General features: G+C 29.8%; 23 protein-coding genes. 14 read left to right on the forward strand and 9 right to left on the reverse strand.

Annotated features, from left to right (window positions below; translation table 11 throughout):
• Window positions 1–51: 51 nt before the first annotated feature.
• Window positions 52–978, reverse strand: a complete 927-nt coding sequence (locus LPB302_RS08265) for a PfkB family carbohydrate kinase (RefSeq protein WP_053973997.1) — start codon at window positions 976–978, stop codon at window positions 52–54.
• Between the two features lie 74 nt (window positions 979–1,052).
• On the opposite strand from LPB302_RS08265, the gene LPB302_RS08270 reads away from it, so the two are divergent.
• The 6 genes from LPB302_RS08270 to LPB302_RS08295 all read left to right on the forward strand — a co-directional run bounded on the left by LPB302_RS08270 (window position 1,053) and on the right by LPB302_RS08295 (window position 5,544).
• A complete protein-coding gene (locus tag LPB302_RS08270; RefSeq protein WP_053973996.1) occupies window positions 1,053–1,478 on the forward strand; it encodes a SufE family protein in 426 nt (141 codons plus the stop codon).
• 11 nt (window positions 1,479–1,489) lie between these two features.
• Window positions 1,490–1,810 carry a DUF59 domain-containing protein gene (locus LPB302_RS08275; RefSeq protein ID WP_053973995.1) on the forward strand — a complete coding sequence of 107 codons (321 nt, stop codon included), beginning with the start codon at window positions 1,490–1,492 and terminating at the stop codon, window positions 1,808–1,810.
• Window positions 1,811–1,850: 40 nt separating this feature from the next.
• Window positions 1,851–2,360, forward strand: coding sequence for a DUF2480 family protein (locus tag LPB302_RS08280; protein WP_053973994.1), 510 nt, complete (start codon window positions 1,851–1,853; stop codon window positions 2,358–2,360).
• A 125-nt stretch (window positions 2,361–2,485) separates the two neighbouring features.
• Complete coding sequence (locus tag LPB302_RS08285) at window positions 2,486–3,274, forward strand: DUF3078 domain-containing protein (protein WP_231658710.1); 789 nt, start codon at window positions 2,486–2,488, stop codon at window positions 3,272–3,274.
• A gap of 149 nt (window positions 3,275–3,423) precedes the next feature.
• Window positions 3,424–4,341 (forward strand): DUF3078 domain-containing protein, encoded by a 918-nt coding sequence (locus LPB302_RS08290; protein ID WP_053973992.1) that lies wholly within the window; start codon window positions 3,424–3,426, stop codon window positions 4,339–4,341.
• 87 nt (window positions 4,342–4,428) lie between these two features.
• Entirely contained in the window at window positions 4,429–5,544 is a 1,116-nt protein-coding gene (locus LPB302_RS08295; protein WP_053973991.1) for a CNNM domain-containing protein, read from the forward strand.
• Window positions 5,545–5,601: 57 nt separating this feature from the next.
• On the opposite strand, the gene hflX is transcribed toward LPB302_RS08295, so the two are convergent.
• From hflX to LPB302_RS08310, 3 genes are all read right to left on the reverse strand, one after another.
• Complete coding sequence (gene hflX, locus LPB302_RS08300; protein ID WP_053973990.1) at window positions 5,602–6,813, reverse strand: GTPase HflX; 1,212 nt, start codon at window positions 6,811–6,813, stop codon at window positions 5,602–5,604.
• A gap of 85 nt (window positions 6,814–6,898) precedes the next feature.
• Window positions 6,899–7,660: a carbonic anhydrase family protein gene (locus LPB302_RS08305; protein ID WP_053973989.1), complete on the reverse strand. Its 762-nt coding sequence runs from the start codon at window positions 7,658–7,660 to the stop codon at window positions 6,899–6,901.
• A gap of 20 nt (window positions 7,661–7,680) precedes the next feature.
• Window positions 7,681–8,373, reverse strand: a complete 693-nt coding sequence (locus tag LPB302_RS08310) for a DUF2490 domain-containing protein (RefSeq protein WP_053973988.1) — start codon at window positions 8,371–8,373, stop codon at window positions 7,681–7,683.
• Between the two features lie 540 nt (window positions 8,374–8,913).
• On the opposite strand from LPB302_RS08310, the gene LPB302_RS08315 reads away from it, so the two are divergent.
• Window positions 8,914–9,891, forward strand: a complete 978-nt coding sequence (locus LPB302_RS08315; protein ID WP_053973987.1) for an endonuclease/exonuclease/phosphatase family protein — start codon at window positions 8,914–8,916, stop codon at window positions 9,889–9,891.
• Here LPB302_RS08315 and LPB302_RS08320 read toward each other — a convergent pair.
• Entirely contained in the window at window positions 9,888–10,127 is a 240-nt protein-coding gene (locus LPB302_RS08320) for a hypothetical protein (RefSeq protein ID WP_053973986.1), read from the reverse strand. The two genes, LPB302_RS08315 and LPB302_RS08320, sit on opposite strands and share 4 nt — an antisense overlap.
• 47 nt (window positions 10,128–10,174) lie before the next feature.
• On the opposite strand from LPB302_RS08320, the gene glpQ reads away from it, so the two are divergent.
• Window positions 10,175–11,167 (forward strand): glycerophosphodiester phosphodiesterase, encoded by a 993-nt coding sequence (gene glpQ / locus LPB302_RS08325; RefSeq protein WP_053973985.1) that lies wholly within the window; start codon window positions 10,175–10,177, stop codon window positions 11,165–11,167.
• A 50-nt stretch (window positions 11,168–11,217) separates the two neighbouring features.
• The gene (locus tag LPB302_RS08330) at window positions 11,218–11,751 is read left to right on the forward strand and encodes a hypothetical protein (RefSeq protein WP_053973984.1); all 534 of its coding nucleotides are present in this window, start codon (window positions 11,218–11,220) and stop codon (window positions 11,749–11,751) included.
• A 1-nt stretch (window position 11,752) separates the two neighbouring features.
• Here LPB302_RS08330 and LPB302_RS08335 read toward each other — a convergent pair whose 3' ends face one another.
• The 3 genes from LPB302_RS08335 to aspS form a co-directional block, all read right to left on the reverse strand.
• Entirely contained in the window at window positions 11,753–13,528 is a 1,776-nt protein-coding gene (locus tag LPB302_RS08335; protein WP_053973983.1) for a chloride channel protein, read from the reverse strand.
• 8 nt (window positions 13,529–13,536) lie between these two features.
• The gene (locus tag LPB302_RS08340; RefSeq protein ID WP_053973982.1) at window positions 13,537–14,244 is read right to left on the reverse strand and encodes a DUF6503 family protein; all 708 of its coding nucleotides are present in this window, start codon (window positions 14,242–14,244) and stop codon (window positions 13,537–13,539) included.
• An 84-nt stretch (window positions 14,245–14,328) separates the two neighbouring features.
• Entirely contained in the window at window positions 14,329–16,083 is a 1,755-nt protein-coding gene (gene aspS, locus LPB302_RS08345; RefSeq protein ID WP_053973981.1) for an aspartate--tRNA ligase, read from the reverse strand.
• 124 nt (window positions 16,084–16,207) lie between these two features.
• Between aspS and LPB302_RS08350 the strand changes: the two genes are divergently transcribed.
• The 5 genes from LPB302_RS08350 to LPB302_RS08370 all read left to right on the forward strand — a co-directional run bounded on the left by LPB302_RS08350 (window position 16,208) and on the right by LPB302_RS08370 (window position 19,660).
• A complete protein-coding gene (locus LPB302_RS08350) occupies window positions 16,208–16,567 on the forward strand; it encodes a cupin domain-containing protein (RefSeq protein WP_053973980.1) in 360 nt (119 codons plus the stop codon).
• A 68-nt stretch (window positions 16,568–16,635) separates the two neighbouring features.
• Window positions 16,636–17,310, forward strand: a complete 675-nt coding sequence (gene rsmI / locus LPB302_RS08355) for a 16S rRNA (cytidine(1402)-2'-O)-methyltransferase (protein WP_053973979.1) — start codon at window positions 16,636–16,638, stop codon at window positions 17,308–17,310.
• Between the two features lie 2 nt (window positions 17,311–17,312).
• A complete protein-coding gene (locus LPB302_RS08360; RefSeq protein WP_053973978.1) occupies window positions 17,313–17,654 on the forward strand; it encodes a HopJ type III effector protein in 342 nt (113 codons plus the stop codon).
• A 75-nt stretch (window positions 17,655–17,729) separates the two neighbouring features.
• On the forward strand, window positions 17,730–19,088 hold the full coding sequence (locus LPB302_RS08365; protein ID WP_053973977.1) for a dihydrolipoyl dehydrogenase family protein: 1,359 nt from the start codon (window positions 17,730–17,732) through the stop codon (window positions 19,086–19,088).
• A complete protein-coding gene (locus LPB302_RS08370; protein ID WP_053973976.1) occupies window positions 19,088–19,660 on the forward strand; it encodes a uracil-DNA glycosylase family protein in 573 nt (190 codons plus the stop codon). Before LPB302_RS08365 ends, LPB302_RS08370 begins: the two co-directional genes overlap by 1 nt.
• Here the strand turns inward: LPB302_RS08370 and LPB302_RS08375 are convergent.
• Window positions 19,650–20,252: a carboxymuconolactone decarboxylase family protein gene (locus LPB302_RS08375; RefSeq protein ID WP_053973975.1), complete on the reverse strand. Its 603-nt coding sequence runs from the start codon at window positions 20,250–20,252 to the stop codon at window positions 19,650–19,652. The two genes, LPB302_RS08370 and LPB302_RS08375, sit on opposite strands and share 11 nt — an antisense overlap.
• Window position 20,253 lies beyond the last annotated feature (1 nt).

Raw genomic sequence — 20,253 nt, forward strand, 5'->3', positions numbered from 1 at the left:
TTATTGTTTTTACTACAAAAAAATCCGCGTTTTTAGACGCGGATTTTCATGCTATGATAATTCTATATCAAATTGTGTTAATTCTTTAAACGCTTGCAAGCGATTTTTTACTTCTTCTTTAATAAGCTCTTGCATTCGTTCTGTACCAAATTTCTCTACACAGAATGATGCTAAATTGGAACCATAAATAATGGCGTTTTTCATGTTTTCAAAAGAAATATCTTCTGTTTTTGCTAAATATCCACAAAAACCTCCTGCAAATGTATCTCCTGCTCCTGTTGGATCAAAAACTTCTGCTAATGGTAAAGCTGGTGCAAAAAACATTTTTCCTTCATTAAATAACAAAGCTCCATGCTCCCCTTTCTTAATCACCACATATTTAGGACCCATTGTATGAATCTTTTTAGCTGCATTTACTAATGAATATTCTCCAGAAAGTTGGCGAGCTTCTTCATCATTAATTGTGACTACATCTACTCTTTTAAGTACATTATGCAAATCGTTCAAAGCAATATCCATCCAAAAGTTCATAGTATCTAAAACTACTAATTTTGGTCTTTCATTCATTTGATCTAAAACAGACGCTTGAGTTAATGGGTGTAAATTACCCAACATTACAATACCTGCATCTTTAAAATTTTCTGGCACAACTGGCTGAAAATTTTCTAAAACATTTAACTCTGTAATTAGAGTATCTCTAGAATTCATATCATTATGATATTTACCACTCCAGAAAAACGTTTTACCTTCTTTAATTATTTCAATACCATCTGTGTTAATACCTTTGGTATTCATCATCTCTAAATAACTCTCAGGAAAATCTCCTCCAACAACAGAAACAACTCCTGTTTTAACACCAAACTGACTTGCTGCTAAACCTACAAAAGTTCCTGAACCTCCAAGAATTTTATCGGTTTTACCAAATGGAGTTTCTATTGCATCAAAAGCTACTGTACCAACTGCTAATAATTTGCTCATTTCTTAAATATAATCAGTAATTTTGCACAACTTGTGTATGCAAGATTATTAAGATGCAAAAATAAGTTTTAAAAATGACTATCAAAGAAATACAAGAAGAAATTATTGACGAGTTTTCGATGTTTGATGATTGGATGGAACGTTATGAATACATCATTGAATTAGGGAAATCTTTACCAATGATTGACGATAAATTTAAATTAGATGAGAACCTAATTAAAGGTTGCCAGTCTAAAGTTTGGTTGTATTCTGAATTAGATGATAAGAATGTAAAATTTACTGCAGATAGTGATGCTATTTTAACAAAAGGTATAGTAGCACTTTTATTAAGAGTATATTCTGGGCAAAAACCAGAAGATATTTTGGTAGCAGAAACACATTTTATAGATGAAATTGGTTTAAAAGAACACTTATCACCTACAAGAGCAAATGGTTTGGTTTCTATGTTAAAACAAATAAAAATGTATGCAATTGCCCAACAAGCAAAATTGCAGAATTAAGACTATTACAGATGACAGATAAAGAATTAGAAGAAATAGGAGACAAAATAATTAGGGTTTTAAAAACTATTTATGATCCAGAAATTCCTGTTGATATTTACGAACTTGGTTTAATTTACGATGTTTTTGTTTCTGATGAAAACAATGCTAAAATTTTAATGACACTTACATCTCCAAACTGCCCAGTTGCAGAAAGTTTGCCTGTAGAAATAGAAGATAAAGTAAAGTCTTTAAAAGAATTAAATAACTGTGAAGTAGAGATTACTTTTGATCCTACTTGGACTCAAGAAATGATGAGTGAAGAAGCAAAATTAGAGTTAGGTATGCTTTAATTTGTATGAATAACTAGTCTAATCTCTAAAGTGTAAGAAAATGCAAGATGAAATTGTAAATAGAGTTGCCAACAGTAAATTAGTAACTTTTGATTTAGAAGAAATATATCCTGAAGGAGAAAGAGTTTTAATTGACATTAAAGATTGGCTTTTTCAAGAGCTAATTTTAAAAGAGAAAGATTTTAGAGTTTTTGTAAAAAACCATAATTGGTCTAAATACAAAAAAACATTTGTTGCAGTTACGTGTTCTGTAGATGCAATAATTCCTTCTTGGGCTTACATGCTAATTGCTGCAGAACTTGCACCACATGCTAATAAAGTGGTAATTGGTGATTTAGAATTATTAGAAACTGTTATTTATCAAGAATTAATTGGTTTTTTAGATTTAAGACATCTTGCAGACAAACCAGTTATATTAAAAGGCTGTGCAGACAAGCCAATACCACCTTCTGCTTTTGCATTTTTAATACAAAAAATTCAACCTATAGCTAAGAGTATTCTCTTTGGTGAAGCCTGTTCTACTGTGCCTTTGTATAAATCTAAAAATTAATTTTATTTTTTTACAGATAATCTTACTTTTGTGTTCAATCTATCAAAAAAGTGAGAAGTTATTTTCTTCTATTTTTACTTCTTTTTTCATTAAGTTCAATTTCCCAATCAAAGAAAAAAGATACTTTGCCAACACCTAAATGGAAAATTCATGGAAGGTTTGCATTTGTATTCAATCAATCTTCGTTTTCTAATTGGAGAACTGGAGGTGTAAACTCAATTGCAGGAAACCTAAATGTAAACTACGATTTTAATTACAAGAAAAACAATATTAATTGGGATAGCAGACTAATAACCAGTTATGGTTTAAGTCATTTAAGCGAACAAGGCTGGAGAAAAACCGATGACAGAGTTGAGTTTAATACTTTGTTTGGTTTAAAAACATCTACCTATTGGTTCTTTTCCTTTATTGGAAATTTTAGGACACAATACACTTTAGGTTACGATTACAAAAAAGAACCCAAAGAACGAGTTTCAGACTTCTTATCTCCTGCTTATTTAACCTTTGGACCAGGAATGCTTTGGAAAAAATCTGATGATTTAAGTATAAATATTGCACCAGCTACAGCTAGATATACCTTTGTAAACGACTTTTTCTCTGGTAAATTTGGGGTTGCAGAAGGCAGAAATACAGCATTTAGTATTGGGTATAGTTTATCTGGCTACTATAAATTTCAAATCATGGAAAATATAGTAATGGAAAACATCTTAGCACTCTATACAGATTATCTTGCAAATGTGGGGAATATAGATGTAGATTATCAAGCAAATATTGGGTTTAAAGTAAATAAGCAAATTAAAATGCACTTAACATTTCAAGCCATCATAGATGATGATTCATCAAGTAAAATTCAATTTAGACAACTATTTGGTTTGGGTGTAAACTATAGTTTTCACGAAAGAGTTAGTTACTAAACCTTACTTTAAACGAAAAAACATCAACATTATCATTTCTATTTGATTGATTATCAATTCAAAGAAATAAAGTAAATTGCATTTCACCTAAATTACATAATTTGAAATTGTAAATTATTTTAATTTTGACACCTTATAAAAGCCAAATCATGAGAAAAATTACACTATTGTTATTATTTGCGTTCATGAGCATAACATTAACAGCTCAAAATGCAGATGAATTAAAAAAAGAGCTAGCCTCTAAAAAAGATTCAATTTCTAAATTACAAGCAAAAGCAAAGAAAATTCAGGGCCAAATAGACAAACTTCCAGGTTGGAGAGTTGGAGCATTTGGTACTATTGGTGCTAGCTTATCTGGTTTTAACAACTGGTATGCTAGAAATGCACCTAATGCAGATGCTGCCAATATTGGAATTACTGTAAACGCTTTTGCCAATTTAATTGAAGAAGATTTTTTCTGGAGAAACTCTGGAAACCTTAATTTAGGTTGGGTAAAATTAGATGACAAATCTATTTCTGGAGATGAAGATTTTGAAACAGCTTCAGACGTATTTACCTTATCATCTTTATATGGTAAAAGATTAAATAAAAAATGGGCATTATCTGCACTTGGGGAGTACAGAACAACCTTAATAGATAATTTTAACGATCCTGGATATTTAGATTTAGGTGCTGGTTTAACTTGGACTCCAACAAGTCATTTAGTTGTAGTAATGCATCCAGGAAACTACAATTTTGTATTTAGCTCAGGAGATACTGTTTTTGAATCTTCTTTAGGTGCAAAAGTAGTTGCAGATTACACCAACAAGTATGGTGGTTTAAGTATTAAATCTAACCTATCTTTATTCCAAAGCTATAAAGATGGTGATTTATCTAACTGGACATGGACAAACTCTTTTGGATATACTTTATGGAAAGGTGTTGGTTTAGGTTTCGAAGTTGGTTTAAGAAACAACAAGCAAGAAGCTTTAAATAATGCTTTATTAGATAATCCTGCAGAAACTTTTGCAACTGTAGATAACAAATTACAAACCTATTGGTTGTTTGGTTTAAGCTATGCTTTTTAATCAAAAATCATAAATAAATATTCTAAACCTCAAGAAAGTCTTGAGGTTTTTTTATTTTAATTACTTTTGTTACTTAAATTTCTATGGATGACATTATTAATAATTTACGCAACTGTTTCAATATTTTTCTCTTTTCTATGTTCAATTTTAGAAGCAGTTTTACTAAGTATAACTCCCACTTTTATCAATCTTAAAAAGAGCGAAGGTTTAGAGTATGCAAACGAATTAGAAGTTTTAAAGAAAGATGTAGATAAACCCTTAATTGCAATTTTAACGATTAATACAATTGCACATACAGTAGGTGCAATTTTGGTTGGTGTACAAGCTAAAGTGGCTTATGCAGAAATGTATGGCACTACAACTAGAAGTGTTTTTGGAATTGAATTTACAGAAGATGTAATGGTTGGTTTGGTATCTACAGTAATGACCATTTTAATTTTGGTTGCCTCAGAAATTATTCCGAAAACAATTGGTGCTACTTATTGGAAAGGTTTAGCAAACTTTACATCTAAAGCACTTAATATTATGATTTTCCCTTTAAAATACACAGGGATTTTATGGGTTTTACAACTTACTACAAAATTGATTGGTGGTAAAGGTCATGGAAGTATTTTGAGCAGAGAAAGCTTTTTGGTGATGACAGAAATGGCTGAAAAGGATGGTGTTTTTAAGAAAAACGAAAGTAAAGTTATTCGAAACTTATTAGGCTTTAAAGAGATTAAAGTAAATGATGTAATGACACCAAGAACAGTTATGGAGCTAGCTGATGAAAGCCAAACTATACAAGCTTTTTATGATGGTCATAAGAATTTACGTTTTTCTAGAATACCTGTTTTTAAAGAAAATCCTGATGAGATAACTGGTTACTTTTTAAAAGATCATTTATTAGAGGCAATTATTAATGGTAAAGGCAATGAAGCTTTATCAACCATAAAAAGAGATATTTTAATTACAGATAGAGAACTATCTATACCAGATTTATTTGATAAACTAATTAAAGAAAAAGAGCACATTGCCTTGGTTGTAGATGAATATGGCTCTGTAAGTGGTTTGGTTTCTCAAGAAGATGTTATAGAAACTTTATTAGGTTTAGAAATAATGGATGAAACAGATTCTGTTGCAGATTTACAGGCTTTAGCTCGTAAATCTTGGGAAAATCGAGCTAAGAGAATGGGTATTATTGGAGATGATTTAGAGCAATAATATTTTAAAATTATATATTAAAAAAATCCTACTGCTTTTTAATCAGTAGGATTTTTTTTATTCTTCCTCTTTATATTCGTAATACAAAAAGTCATTATAAGGAAAACGTTGAATGTGAATTTTCTTTACCTCTTCGTACGTTTTTTCTTTAAAGTCTTCTAAATTTTCTTTGTTTAATGCAGAGATAAAAATAGATTCTACTTCTTTATCATTCATCCAAGTTTTTTTCCAATCTTGTAAAGTATAATGCTCTTTGCCTCTTTCTGTTTCTAAATCATCTTCTTTAATAGTTTCATGTTCATAAGCATCAATCTTATTAAAAACCATTAAAGTTGGTTTATCTGCACATTTTATATCGGTTAAAATTGAGTTTACAGAAGCAATATGATCTTCAAAATTAGGATGAGAAATATCTACAACATGTAGCAATAAATCTGCTTCTCTAACCTCATCTAGAGTAGACTTAAAAGATTCTACCAATTGCGTTGGTAATTTTCTAATAAACCCAACAGTGTCTGTCATTAAAAAAGGAATATTTTTAATAACCACTTTACGAACTGTTGTATCTAAGGTTGCAAAGAGTTTATTTTCGGCAAAAACATCACTTTTACTAATTACATTCATTAAAGTAGACTTACCAACATTGGTATAACCTACTAATGCTACTCTAACCATTTTACCACGATTCTTTCTTTGAACCGCCATTTGTTTATCAATGGTTTTTAATCGTTTTTTTAATAGTGTTATTTTATCACGAATAATACGTCTATCTGTTTCAATTTCTGTTTCTCCTGGTCCACGCATTCCAATACCTCCTTTTTGTTTGTCTAAGTGTGTCCAAAGACGTGTTAAACGTGGTAAAAGGTATTCGCTTTGTGCTAATTCTACTTGCGTTTTTGCAGAGCTTGTTTGTGCTCTTTGTGCAAAAATATCTAAGATTAAATTGGTTCTATCTAAAATTTTGCAATCTAAAATTTTCTCTATATTTCTTAATTGTGCAGGTGATAATTCATCATCAAATATAGCAGTACCAATCATGTTAGATTGTATGTATTGTTTTACATCTTCTAACTTTCCAGCACCTAAAAATGTTTTGGGATTTGGTCTTTCCATCTTCTGAACAAAACGTTTTACAACAACACCACCTGCAGTTTCTGTTAAAAACTCTAGTTCGTCTAAATATTCTGTTGATTTTGTTTCATCTTGCTGTTGTGTAATAACACCTATTAAAACAGCTTTTTCAGAAATAGCTTCTTTTTGATCTATCATATAAAACAAAGGTAAAAAGAAAGTTGACACCAAAAAGCATTTTTGATGCCAACTCCATTATCAAACTCAATTAACTAAATGAAACTTATATAAATTCTACTTTACCTGTAGCCATATTATAAACTGCAGCTACAATTTTAATTTTACCTTCTTCTTCTAATTGTGCCATTTTAGGAGACCTTTCTCTAATGTCTTTTACAGTAATTAATGCATTATTATGAATTACATCATTTAAAAAAGCTGTGTTTTTTGAAGATATTTCTCCATTAGTTGGTGTTGCTTTAACAGAAGGTTTTATTTCATTTAAAAGATTTTGTAACGAGTTCATTTCCATAGAAGCTGCATCTGTATTGTCTACTGCATGTTTTACTGCTCCACAAGAACTGTGGCCCATAACAATTACTAGCTTAGAACCTGCTACTGCAGTAGCAAATTCCATAGAACCAACAATGTCTGCATTCTCTATATTACCAGCAACTCTTGCTACAAAAATATCTCCAATTCCTAAATCAAAAACATCTTCTACAGGTACTCTACTATCTACACATGATAATACAATTGCTTTTGGATATTGACCAATGGTTGCTTTTCTTCTTTGTGCAGAATGATCTCTTCTTGTTAAGTTATTCGAAACAAAGTTTTCATTCCCTTTTTTAAGTCTTCCAATAATTTCATCAGGACTCAAATTTGCTTGTTCTTCTGCAGTAAGAATACTTTTTATTGGTGTTTGTGCTACCAATACTGAATCTTTATTATTAGTGGTTGTTGTAACTTCTTTATCATCAACACAAGCATAAACTGAAAGTGTAACTATTAAAATACCCAAATACTTTACTAAGTTTTTCATAAAAAATGTTTTTAAATTGTTTAAAAGTTGTGGTGCATACTAAATTGTAATTGTCCTTTGCTCCAAGCATTTGTGGTTTGATTCATATAACCCACTTGAAACCTTATTTGAGGATTTAAAACATAGCCTACACCAAAATATGTTCTATTTCTATCAAATAATTCTACTGTATTATTATTATTACCTATAATTCTTTCTCCATTTATAAAAAGCTCATTATAAAAGGCTCCGTAAATAGTTTTTGGCACTAAACTTTTATTGTTGAATGGAACATTTATAAAAAGGTTATACCTATACCTAGTTCTAAAGTCTTGATCATCTACAAATCTTTGCTCGTATCTAAATCTATGGGTTAACAAAAACCTTTTTCCTATTTTTTGTGGTATTAATGCCTCCTGATATATTCTATTTTCATTAGAAGTAGCATTAGAATCGCCAAATTCACCAGTGGTAATATTTGCAAATCCTAGAGTGAACATTACATTTGCATTTTTAGGTGTGTAGGTTAAACCTGAACGTAAAAGTAATTGCTCTTGATCTGCCATTAAATCCCAAGCTCTGTATTGCACATCTCCTTGAATACCAAATTGTGAATCAGAAAATTTATGATTAAAAAAATACATGTACCAAGCTCCTGTTTGGTTTTCATCTACTTGACTAAATGTAGATAATGTAAAAATTGATAGTACTAGAAAAAGAAATTTAGTTTTCATGTTAAAATTATCTACTACAAATATAATAGTATTACTATTAATATAAAATGTATAGCTTTTATTTTAACACATTATTAACTTATATTTCTAATAAATAAATCCTCAACAACAGTTGAGGATTTATTTAATAATTTACATTTTATTATAAAAATAAAAAACCTCAAGACAAACTGAGGTTTTTAACAATTAATTCAAATTTTATACAATTATACTCTTATATTCTATCTTTATATGGTGGTTTTAAGATGCTGCAAATTTAAATTGAATCTCATTTGTAACCTACATTTGAATGTTAACAAAACATATATTTTAAGTTAAATTATCAACTTTTTTATAAATCCCATTTTTATTTTGAAAAAGATAAAAAAATTAAGAATAATTAAGAATTCATCAATTAATTTAAATCTGTTTATCGTACGTAAGTTCTTGTTATTAAAAATTTTTTTTGTTTTAAAATAGTTATAACTTTTATAAACATAGATTTATTCTAACATTTACAAAGCCAATTAAATAAGTTATTTTTACCCTAAACTAAATTTTATGTTTCCATCTCTACCAAGTATCAAACAAAAAAAAGATATTACTACAATTGCTTTTTACAATGTAGAAAACTTGTTTGACACTGTAGATGACCCAAATACTGCAGATGACGATTATACACCAAATGGTAAAAAGAAATGGACAGTAGATCGTTATAAGATTAAAGTAAAAAAATTAAGCTCTATTATAGCTCAATTAGGTTTGCATAAATCTAAATATCCACCAGCAATTGTTGGTTTGGTGGAGGTAGAGAATGCTAAAGTAGTATCAGATTTAGCTAACTCTTCATATTTAAAAAAGCATCATTATGGTTTTGTACATTATGATTCACCTGATGAAAGAGGTATAGACGTTGCTTTGTTATACAACAAAATAGCTTTTGAATTAATTGATTCTGAAACTTACCCTGTTTATTTAGAGGATGAAGAAGGTGATAGAGATTACACTAGAGATATTTTAAAAGTAAGTGGTAATTTACATGGTGAATTAGTACATATAATTGTTACTCATTGGTCTTCTAGAAGAGAAGGTGTAGCAGAAACAGAACATAAAAGAATTGCTGCTGCAGAAAAAATTAGAGAAATCACTTTAGATCTTCATCAAAAAGAAATGAACCCTAAAATTATAATTATGGGCGATTTTAATGATGACCCTACAAGTAGAAGTGTTAACCAATTTTTGGTAAAGGATGATTTTTATAACCCTATGAAAAAAATCTTAAATCCAGAAAGTAAAGGCTCATTAACATTTAATGGAAATTGGAATTTGTTTGATCAAATTATATTTTCTAAAAACTTTTTACAAGAAGAAAAAAACAAATTATATTTTAAGCACGCAGAAGTTTTTAATAAAAAATGGATGAAAATATACAAAGGAAAATATAAGGGAAGCCCTTTTAGAACTTATATTGGCCCTTGGTATAAAGGAGGTTTTTCAGATCATTTTCCTGTATATGCCTTTCTTAAAAAGAAGTCCTAATTTTTATCTCTATTCTTAAAAGCTGCCATTAACTTTTCGTCTGTTAGAATATATTTTTTGTATTTACCATCTCTATATCTATAATAAATAAAAATAGGCATAAAAATAAAAGACAAGTAAAATACACCTAAACCCATTACAATTTCTGCTTTCTCATGCTCTGTATTTATTAAGAATGCACCAACACACATCCAAACAATAAAGATTACAAAAAGTATTTTTAATAATAACTTCATACTACAAAATTACAAAAGTTCTATCTTTAAAACTTAATATAGTTTAAATGAAATACAATTTATTATTTTTGATTTGTTTGCTACTAACTTGTTGTAAACAAACCCAAAAGAAAGAAAAATTGAGTAAGAAAATTGTAATAGCACATAGAGGAGCATCTGCTTATTTACCAGAACACACCCTAGAAGCAAAAGCCATGGCTTTTGCAATGAATGTAAATTTTATAGAGCAAGATTTGGTGTTGAGTAAAGATGATGTACCTATTGTTATACATGATATTTATTTAGATGATGTTACAGATGTTGCTACCAAATTCCCAAATAGAAAAAGAAAAGACAATCGATTTTATGTTATAGATTTTACCTATCAAGAATTAAAAACATTACAGGTTACAGAGCGTTTTAATCCAAAAACTGGAAAACAATTTTATCCTGATAGATTTCCAAAATGGAAAGGCAGTTTTAAACTACACTCTCTACAAGAAGAAATTGAATTGATACAAGGATTAAATGCTTCTACAGGAAAAAAAATTGGTATTTATCCTGAAATTAAGGAACCAAAATTTCATCAAAAAGAAGGTAAAAATCTAACTTCTGTTGTTTTAAAAGTATTGGATGATTATGGTTACAAAACCAAAAATGATAATTGTATTCTTCAATGTTTTGATGCTAACGAACTAGAAAGAATTAGAGTTGAATTAAAATCAGAACTATTTTTAGTGCAATTGATAGAACATAAAGAAGAAGCTAAACAACTAAAACATTTTGCTACTTATGCAGATGGAATTGGACCTTGGTACAAACAAATTTTACTAGAAAAAGTAGAGGGTAAATTTACATTTACAAACCTTGTAAAAGAAGCACATGAATTAGAATTAAAAGTGCATCCTTACACATTTAGGGCAGATGCTTTGGCTGAATTCTCGTCTTTTAATGAAATGTTAGAAACCTTGCTTATTGATGCTAATGTAGATGGTGCTTTCACGGATTTTCCTGATAAAGTAGTTCATTTTCTTAAAAATCGTAATCAGTTAAAAGAATAGACCTTTTTCTTAATTTCTTTCCGTATTTTTAATTGTAAATACATCAAAAAATGGATTTAGAAAGCTTTAAAATACAGCATACGAACAACACTTTAGAGGTTTACAAGAAAGATATATTACAGTTTTCATCTGCTTGGTATTCTGGTTTTGGTAAGTTTCATACAGATGTTTTTAACTCCGATAAAAAAATTATTTATACTGTAACTAAACAATTTCAGTTTTGGAAATGGAGGATGGTGTATCACATCAAAAAAGATACTAAGGAACTTTCTGAATTAATTTCTAAAAACAATAAGAAGACTATATTTTCTATAGATGTGAACGAAATTACCTATCAAATTAAAATTCATTTTCAGAGTAGATTATCAATTTTTAAAAACGATAGTAAAATTGCAGAATTTAATGAAGCTTGTACTAAAGATGATTTTGCAGGTAAAGTAAAATTATTACTATTAGATAAAAACGATTTAGAGATCGCTTTTTTAATGTATTCTTGTTTAAAAATAGGAGAGCAAAACAGGTCTAGTAAATCTATTATTGCCAGTCAAAAACAATTAGAACCTAATGATGATCCTTGGAGTTAGTTTAACTGGTTACTTCTATTAACTTATTTCTATAGGCAGTTAATAATTTAGATTTTGAAATAAAACCAATATATTTATCTCCTTGCACAACAGGTAAATTCCAGGCATCACTAGTTTTAAATTTCTTCATAATTTCTGTAACAGAATCATCATAAAATATAATTTCTGGAGCTGCTTTCATTAAAGTTTCTACAGTAACATTATTATACATTTCTGTATCAAACATAAAAGGCCTTATATCATCTAAGAGAACAATACCTAAGAAAACTTTATCTGAATTTGTAACAGGAAAAATGTTTCTAGTAGATTTTGCAACTGCTGATTTTAGCATATCTCCTAGTAACATTTCTGGATGAATGGTTTTAAAATTCTTTTCTATTAATCGATCAACCTTCATCATCATCATCACATTCTTGTCCTTATTATGAGTTATTAATTCACCTCTTTTTGCCAATTCTGTTGTGTAAATAGAATTTGCAATAAAGTATTTGGTAAAAGCAAAACTTATAGCAGCAACCAACATTAATGGTACAAATAAATCATAACCTCCTGTTATTTCTGCAATTAAAAAAATGGCTGTTAAAGGCGCATGTAAAACACCAGCCATTAAACCAGTCATACCAATTAGTGTAAAGTTAGATTCAGACACATTACCTCCTAAAGTATTTATGATTTTCGCAAATACATTACCCAAAGATGCTCCCATAAAAAGTGTTGGTATAAAGATACCTCCAACTCCACCAGCTGCAAATGTGGTTGTCATTGCAATAGCTTTAAACAAAGCAATTATAATTAGAAATGCAATAACAATCCAAATATTGGTTAAATCTACATTATAAGGTAATGTTGCTAAAGCATCTGCTGTGTTTCCATTCAATAAATTATTTATTAATCCATAACCTTCACCATATAAAGGAGGAATTAAATACAACATTAAACCAATAGCAAAGCCACCAATAATTAATCTATGTATTCGTTTTTTAAAGTGATTAAAGAACTTTGTAATTCTAAAATAAATTTTAGAAAAATAGACAGAAGCTACACCTGTACCTAACCCTAAAATAATGTAATACAAAACATCCTTAATCTCAAAAGTATCTATAAGCTGAAAACCAAAAAGCGCATCTCTTTCAAAGAAAAAATAAGATGTAATTATTGCTGAAACAGATGCTAATAAAAGTGGTACTAAAGATGCAAATGCCAAATCTAAACTAAAGATTTCTACTGCAAATACAATAGCTGCAACTGGTGCTTTAAACATAGAGGACATTGCACCAGCTGTTGCACAACCAATAAGCAACATTCTAGTTTTAGGGCTCATATGAAATAACTGAGCAACATAAGAACCTAAAGCAGCACCTGTACTAACTGCTGGGCCTTGCAACCCTGCAGAACCACCAAAACCAACTGTAATTGGAGCCGTAATTAAAGAAGCATACATTTTGTACTTTTCAATAATTCCGTTTTTTTTAGAAACAGCATGTAATGTGGTCGAAATTCCATGGCCTATCTCTTTTTTTATCACCTTCTTTTTAATGTAAAAGACGATAATTAAACCAATAATAGGAAAAATAAAATATAAGGAATGATGAAAATCTTTAATGAATTTACCTTCTAAAAGATTCTCGAAAAAGAACGTTAAATTCTTTAATACAGCAGTTCCTAAACCAGCCAATAAACCTACTAAAACACTAAGAACATAAATAAACTGACGTTCAGAAATAAACTGATATCTCCAAAGTAAAATTTGTTTTAGATATTTATTCTTAGTTGGCATAAAGAGAACTACTTTCTTTTAGATAAAATGTCTGTACCTAAATAACCATTGTCTTTGTTATAATACCAAGCTCTAATCTTTGGCATTTTAATGTCATTAACAGTCTCTAAACCTGATAATAAAATGTATTCTCCACTATCTTTTGTATCCTTAAAAAACTGATAAACTTCCATTGCATAAGTATCAGGATTAAAATAAAAGTACCAAGTATCTTTACCTACATCCTTACTATAGGTTGCTTTTAGTACCAAATACTCTTTTCCTTTAAAATTACGCTTTTCTACTTTTTGATGAATAATAGTTCCTTCATCTTTTAATTTCATAGGCAAGCCATATAAATATGTATAATAGTTTTTGTATAATTTGGCACGTTCGCAATTTAAACTATACTTTTTCTTTATTTCTGCTGATAAGTTATGATTTCCATTTAAACTAACACTGCAAGAACCTTTATCTAAAGCAAATTGGGTAATCACTGTATCCCTTTTAGCAAGAACAGCAAAGTATTGATTAGGCAAATCAATATTAATTTTACTAATTCTATCTGCATTCTTAGGTGTTTCCATAGTTACAAACAACTCACCTTTAAAAGTTTCCCAATTTCCATTTGGATCATGAAATTGTATGGCTTTTTGTAGTAATTCGTTTCCTGTAATTGTTTGAGAAAACGTTGTTATTGAAATAAATAGGACTAAAAGTATGGCTAGTTTTTTCATATTTTAAAAGTAATAAAAATAGCGAAAAGAAAAACTCCACAGATTTTAAAACCTGTGGAGTCTAAAAAATAATTTATAGTTGGATTATTCTCGAATATCCAATTTTAAACTTAACTCTTGTAATTGCTCATCATCAATAAATGCAGGTGCATCTATCATAACATCTCTACCTGAATTATTTTTTGGGAAAGCAATAAAATCACGAATGGTTTCCTGACCTCCTAAAATTGCAACCAATCTATCTAAACCAAAAGCCAAACCTCCATGAGGTGGAGCTCCATACTCAAAAGCATCCATTAAGAAACCAAATTGAGCCTTAGCTTCTTCTTCAGAAAAACCTAAATGTTTTAACATTGTTGCCTGAATTTCTTTATCATGAATTCTGATAGATCCTCCACCAATCTCATTTCCATTTAAAACTAAATCGTAAGCATTTGCTTTTACTTCTCCTGGTTTAGAATCTAACAATTCCAATTGACCTGGTTTTGGTGATGTAAATGGATGGTGCATTGCATGATAATGACCAGTTTCTTCATCTAACTCTAATAATGGGAAATCTATTACCCAAAGAGGAGCAAATACTTTAGGGTCTCTTAACCCTAAACGTTCTGCTAATTCCATTCTTAAAGCAGACATTTGTGCTCTAACTTTATTGGTTTCTCCAGATAAAACACACACTAAATCACCAGGTTTTGCACCAGTAACTTCAACCCATTTTGCTAAATCTTCTTGATCGTAAAACTTGTCTACAGAAGATTTAAAAGAGCCATCTTCATTAACTCTACAATAAATCATTCCAAGAGCACCAACTTGTGGCCTTTTTACCCATTTAATGATGTTGTCTATCTCTTTTCTTGTGTATGCGTTTCCACCAGGAACAGCAATACCAATTACAAGTTCAGCATCATTAAATACTTTAAAATCTTTATGCTGAGTTACTGCATTTAGTTCTCCAAATTCCATTCCAAAACGAATATCTGGTTTATCATTTCCATACAAACGCATTGCATCATCAAACAACATTCTTGGGAATTTCTCTACCTCAACTCCATTAATTTCTTTTAATAAATGTCTGGTTAATCCTTCAAAAATATTTAGAATATCTTCTTGTTCAACAAACGCCATTTCACAGTCAATTTGTGTAAATTCTGGCTGTCTGTCTGCACGTAAATCTTCATCTCTAAAACACTTTACAATCTGAAAGTATTTATCCATTCCTCCAACCATCAGCAATTGTTTGAAAGTTTGAGGACTTTGAGGTAAGGCATAAAACTGGCCTTCGTTCATTCTAGAAGGAACTACAAAATCTCTTGCTCCTTCTGGAGTAGATTTAATTAAATAAGGTGTTTCTACTTCTATAAATTCTTGATCAGACAAATATTTACGAACTTCCATAGCTACTTTATGACGAAAAATCAAACTGTCTTTTACAGGGTTTCTTCTAATATCTAAGTATCTATATTTCATTCTGATGTCTTCTCCTCCATCAGTTTTATCTTCAATTGTAAAAGGAGGTAACTTGGCTTCGTTTAAAATTTCTAATTCAGAAACCAATACTTCAATTTCACCAGTAGCTAATCTATCATTCTTAGATTCTCTCTCAATAACAGTACCTTTTACCTGAATTACAAATTCTCTACCTAAAGATTTTGCTTTTTCTATAATGTCTTTAGAAGTACGTTCTTCATCAAAAATTAACTGCGTAATTCCATATCTATCTCGCAAATCTACCCAAACCATAAAACCTTTGTCTCTAGATTTTTGTACCCAACCTGCTAGTGTAACTTCTGTGTTAATGTGTGATGCTCTTAAGGCACCACAAGAATGACTTCTGTACATTTCTTATTAAAAATTTTCTTCCGCAAAAAAGCGAATATCCTTAAATTAACATCCCAAATTTATTTCGGGATCTGTGTGCAAAATTACACATTTTATCCATTAAAATCTTTGTAAATTTGTTTTTATGAGCGTAGTTAATATTCAAGAAAAATTTAACCTTTTTACAGATTTATGGTCGCCTAAAAAAATAGGAGAATTAAATGGACAGCAAATTTTATTGGCAAAAATAAAAGGAGAATTTGTTTTTCATAAGCATGATAATGAAGATGAACTTTTTATGGTAAAAAAAGGTGTTTTAGAAATGCATTTACATGATAAAATTGTAACCATAAATGAAGGCGAATTCTATATTGTGCCTAAAGGTGTAGAGCATAAACCTGTTGCCAAAGAAGAAGTTCATATACTTTTATTTGAACCACTTTCTACAAAACATACAGGAGATGTTGTTGCAGATATAACTGTAGACACTTACGAATCAATATAAAACGTTATGAATTATGAGTTTTGAGTGATGAGTGCAAACTAATTACTTAAAACCAAACACCAAATTAAATGAGTAAACTGTATTTAGTGCCAACACCAATTGGTAATTTAGAAGACATGACTTTTAGAGCGATTCGTATTCTAAAAGAAGCCGATTTTATTTTGGCTGAAGACACAAGAACAAGTGGAAAGTTGCTAAAACATTTCGAAATTAATACACAAATGCATAGCCATCATATGCATAATGAGCACAAATCTATTGAAGGAATTTTAAATAGAATTAAAAGTGGAGAAACTTGCGCAGTTATTTCTGATGCTGGAACTCCAGCCATTTCTGATCCTGGTTTTTTACTAACCAGAGCCTGTGTAGAGAATAATATTGATGTTGAATGTTTACCAGGTGCAACTGCTTTTGTACCAGCTTTGGTAAATTCTGGTTTACCTAATGATAAATTTGTTTTTGAAGGGTTTTTACCAGTAAAAAAAGGAAGACAAACGCGTTTATTATTATTAGCTGAAGAAACAAGAACTATGATTTTTTATGAATCTCCTCATAAACTTGTAAAAACTTTAGGGCATTTTGCAGAATATTTTGGTACAGAAAGAAAGGTTTCAGTTTCTAGAGAGCTTACAAAAATGTTTGAAGAAACTGTAAGAGGAACAGCCAATGAAGTTTTAGCTCATTTTACCAAAAAACCACCAAAAGGCGAAATTGTAATTATAGTTGAAGGAAAAAATAAATAAAAATGATGATTATCAATTTTAAAAATAAACTCCAAAATAGTCCAAAAGAAATTTTATTTTCTGAAACTATGCAAGTTATAGAAGAGAATTACAACTTTAAGCCAACTGCATTTAAAAATGGAAATGTAGAAAATAAAGCAGGTGAAAATTCTGGCTCTTGTAAAGTTTTTGCCTTTGCTGCATTACAAGAACTAACTAAAGAAGAAACCTTATTATGTTTTGGGGAACATTATAGAAATGTTTTAGAAGACACAAATGGTACATCTCATCAAAATATTAGAAACTTTATGAAATTTGGCTTGGAAGGTTTGTCTTTTGATAACCAAGCTCTAATAAAGAAGTAAATCAGTTCATAATTGCAGTAATACAATTAAAAACAATTTACAAACTGGGTTATCTTTGATTGATTTACAATTGATATGGAAGATAAAAAATATGATGTTTTTGTTATAGGTAGTGGAATTGCAGGTCAAACAGCAGCAGAAATCTGTGCTAAAAACGGCTTAAAAGTAGCTATTGCAGACAATAAAGCTTATGGAGGAACTTGTGCCATTAGAGGTTGTGACCCTAAAAAAGTTATGCTACAGTTTGCTGAAATCACCCAAAAAGCAGCACATTTAAAAGGTTTAGGGTTTACTAAACTTTCTAAAATTAATTGGCAAGACATTCTTAATTTTAAAAATAATTTTACTGAAGCTGTTCCAAAATCTACAGAAAAAGATTTATCAGATTTAGATATCGATTTATATCATCAATCTCCAAAATTTTTATCAAAAAATGAAATTTCGGTTGAAGGCAAAACTGTTTATTCTGATAAATTTGTTATTGCTACTGGTTTAATACCAAGAACTTTAAAGTTTAAAGGTGCAGGGTTTTTAAAAACAAGTGACGATTTTTTCAATCTAAAAAAACTTCCAAAATCAGTTACATTTATTGGATCAGGATATATAGGTATGGAGTTTTGCTTTTTACTTTCTGCCTTAGGTTGTAAAGTAACAATGATTGATAGAGGCTCTTCTATTTTATCACAATTTGAAACATCATTAACAGATAAAGTTAGAGAGAACTTGGCCAATAATGGCGTCAAATTTATTTTTGATGCGACTATTTCATCCATAGAAAAACGTAGAAAAAAGTTGAAGTTAAATTATAAAATTGATAATGAAGAGCTCAGTTTAAAATCACATGTAATTTTTAACACTTCAGGAAGAGTGCCTGCTACAGAAGCTTTAAATTTAGAGAATGCATCTATAAAATCAGATAAAACCGGAATTGTAGTAAACGATTTTTTACAAAGTTTAAGTGCAGATAACGTTTATGCTTGTGGAGATGTTTCTAGTAAATCTCTACCCTTAACTCCACTTTCTGGTTTACAAGGTTATATTGTTGGCCAAAATATTCTAAAAGAAAAAAGTAAGAAGTTTAAAAATCCGTTAGTACCTTCAATTGTATTTACGGCTCCTAATTTAGCAATGGTTGGCTATACAGAAGAAGAAGCTAAAAACCGATATAAGAATATAGAAATTTACGAAGGTGATGCCTCTGATTGGTATAATGCCAAGAAAGAAAATGCTCCTTTTTATGCTTATAAAATTATTACCAATAAAAGAACAGATGAAATTGTTGGAGCTCATTTATTAAGTAATGAGGCCAATGAAACCATCAATATTTTTACAACAGCCATAAATTCGAAAATGACTGTAAGTAAATTTAAAGAAATGATATTTACTTATCCTTCTTATGCTAGTGATTTAAAAAGCATGCTGAAAAAGAAGTAATGCAAAAATTACTCTCAGAAATTAGAAAATGTACTTTATGCGAATCTCATTTAGATTTAGGTGCAAACCCAATTATATCAGCAAGTAAAAAATCAAAAATACTTTTAATAAGTCAAGCTCCAGGAAGAATTGCGCATTTAAAAACAAAAGCTTGGGATGATCCTAGTGGAAAAGTTTTGCGAAAATGGTTAAATGTAGATGAAAAAACCTTTTATAATGCAGACAACTTTGCAATTTTACCAACAGGATTTTGTTATCCTGGAAAAGGAAAATCTGGTGATAAATTACCCAGAAAGGAATGTGCTCCTTTATGGCATTCTAAAGTAATGCATCAATTTAAAAATGTAAAACTTAAAATCTTAATTGGTAATTATTCTCAGCAATACTACTTAGAAAATAGATCCAAAACACTTACAGAAACTGTACAAAATTATCAAGCCTTTTTGCCTGACTATTTTGTACTACCTCATCCATCACCAAGAAATAGATTTTGGATGCAAAAAAATCCTTGGTTTATAAATGAGGTAATTCCTGATTTACAAAAAACTGTTAATCAGATTATTAATATTTAGAACCATCGTGTTTACCAACTTCAAAACCATGTTTTCCTAAAAATTGGTTTCCACTTTCTATAGCATCTTCTTCTAAAGTTGTACCCATAGAATCATTCCATCTATTTAAATACCCAAACAAAGAAATTACACCTAACATTTCTACAATTTCTCCTTCATCCCAATATTTATATAACTCTTCTTTGATTTCGGCATCTACTGCATTTGGAACCACAGAAGCCGCTAATGAAAAATCTAAAGCAGCTCTTTCTGCGTCCGAAAACGCTTTATGAGTTTTATATTCCCAAATATTATCTAATTGTTCTTGCTCTGCTCCATAACGTTCTGCAGCTCTAATTGCATGTGCTTGACAATATCTACAACCTGTTGCATTACTCGAAACCCAAGCTATCATTCTTTTTAAGGCAGATGTTACTCTACCTTCATTAGCCATTACAGCTTTGTTTAAATTGATAAATGCTTTAGAAATTGCCGGTCTTCGTTGCATGGTTAAAACTGAGTTAGGGCAAAACCCTAATGTTTCATTAAAAAATTCTGCTAATTTCTTTGTTTCCAAATCGTGCTCTGCAGCTAAAGGTGTTACTAATGCCATA

The organism is Polaribacter dokdonensis, from assembly GCF_024362345.1.
GTDB classification, from domain to species: Bacteria; Bacteroidota; Bacteroidia; order Flavobacteriales; family Flavobacteriaceae; genus Polaribacter; species Polaribacter dokdonensis.

Bases quoted from the DNA above. Each gene is read 5' to 3' on its own strand.
- LPB302_RS08335 (WP_053973983.1), bottom strand. From the start codon at position 13,528: ATGCCAACTAAGAATAAATATCTAAAACAAATTTTACTTTGGAGATAT.
- LPB302_RS08360 (WP_053973978.1), top strand. From the start codon at position 17,313: ATGATGATTATCAATTTTAAAAATAAACTCCAAAATAGTCCAAAAGAA.
- LPB302_RS08320 (WP_053973986.1), bottom strand. From the start codon at position 10,127: ATGAAGTTATTATTAAAAATACTTTTTGTAATCTTTATTGTTTGGATG.
- LPB302_RS08295 (WP_053973991.1), top strand. From the start codon at position 4,429: ATGACATTATTAATAATTTACGCAACTGTTTCAATATTTTTCTCTTTT.
- hflX (WP_053973990.1), bottom strand. From the start codon at position 6,813: ATGATAGATCAAAAAGAAGCTATTTCTGAAAAAGCTGTTTTAATAGGT.
- LPB302_RS08280 (WP_053973994.1), top strand. From the start codon at position 1,851: ATGCAAGATGAAATTGTAAATAGAGTTGCCAACAGTAAATTAGTAACT.
- LPB302_RS08365 (WP_053973977.1), top strand. From the start codon at position 17,730: ATGGAAGATAAAAAATATGATGTTTTTGTTATAGGTAGTGGAATTGCA.
- LPB302_RS08290 (WP_053973992.1), top strand. From the start codon at position 3,424: ATGAGAAAAATTACACTATTGTTATTATTTGCGTTCATGAGCATAACA.
- LPB302_RS08340 (WP_053973982.1), bottom strand. From the start codon at position 14,244: ATGAAAAAACTAGCCATACTTTTAGTCCTATTTATTTCAATAACAACG.
- LPB302_RS08275 (WP_053973995.1), top strand. From the start codon at position 1,490: ATGACAGATAAAGAATTAGAAGAAATAGGAGACAAAATAATTAGGGTT.
- LPB302_RS08370 (WP_053973976.1), top strand. From the start codon at position 19,088: ATGCAAAAATTACTCTCAGAAATTAGAAAATGTACTTTATGCGAATCT.
- LPB302_RS08330 (WP_053973984.1), top strand. From the start codon at position 11,218: ATGGATTTAGAAAGCTTTAAAATACAGCATACGAACAACACTTTAGAG.
- LPB302_RS08305 (WP_053973989.1), bottom strand. From the start codon at position 7,660: ATGAAAAACTTAGTAAAGTATTTGGGTATTTTAATAGTTACACTTTCA.
- LPB302_RS08375 (WP_053973975.1), bottom strand. From the start codon at position 20,252: ATGGCATTAGTAACACCTTTAGCTGCAGAGCACGATTTGGAAACAAAG.
- LPB302_RS08310 (WP_053973988.1), bottom strand. From the start codon at position 8,373: ATGAAAACTAAATTTCTTTTTCTAGTACTATCAATTTTTACATTATCT.
- LPB302_RS08350 (WP_053973980.1), top strand. From the start codon at position 16,208: ATGAGCGTAGTTAATATTCAAGAAAAATTTAACCTTTTTACAGATTTA.
- LPB302_RS08265 (WP_053973997.1), bottom strand. From the start codon at position 978: ATGAGCAAATTATTAGCAGTTGGTACAGTAGCTTTTGATGCAATAGAA.
- LPB302_RS08315 (WP_053973987.1), top strand. From the start codon at position 8,914: ATGTTTCCATCTCTACCAAGTATCAAACAAAAAAAAGATATTACTACA.
- LPB302_RS08270 (WP_053973996.1), top strand. From the start codon at position 1,053: ATGACTATCAAAGAAATACAAGAAGAAATTATTGACGAGTTTTCGATG.
- rsmI (WP_053973979.1), top strand. From the start codon at position 16,636: ATGAGTAAACTGTATTTAGTGCCAACACCAATTGGTAATTTAGAAGAC.
- aspS (WP_053973981.1), bottom strand. From the start codon at position 16,083: ATGTACAGAAGTCATTCTTGTGGTGCCTTAAGAGCATCACACATTAAC.
- glpQ (WP_053973985.1), top strand. From the start codon at position 10,175: ATGAAATACAATTTATTATTTTTGATTTGTTTGCTACTAACTTGTTGT.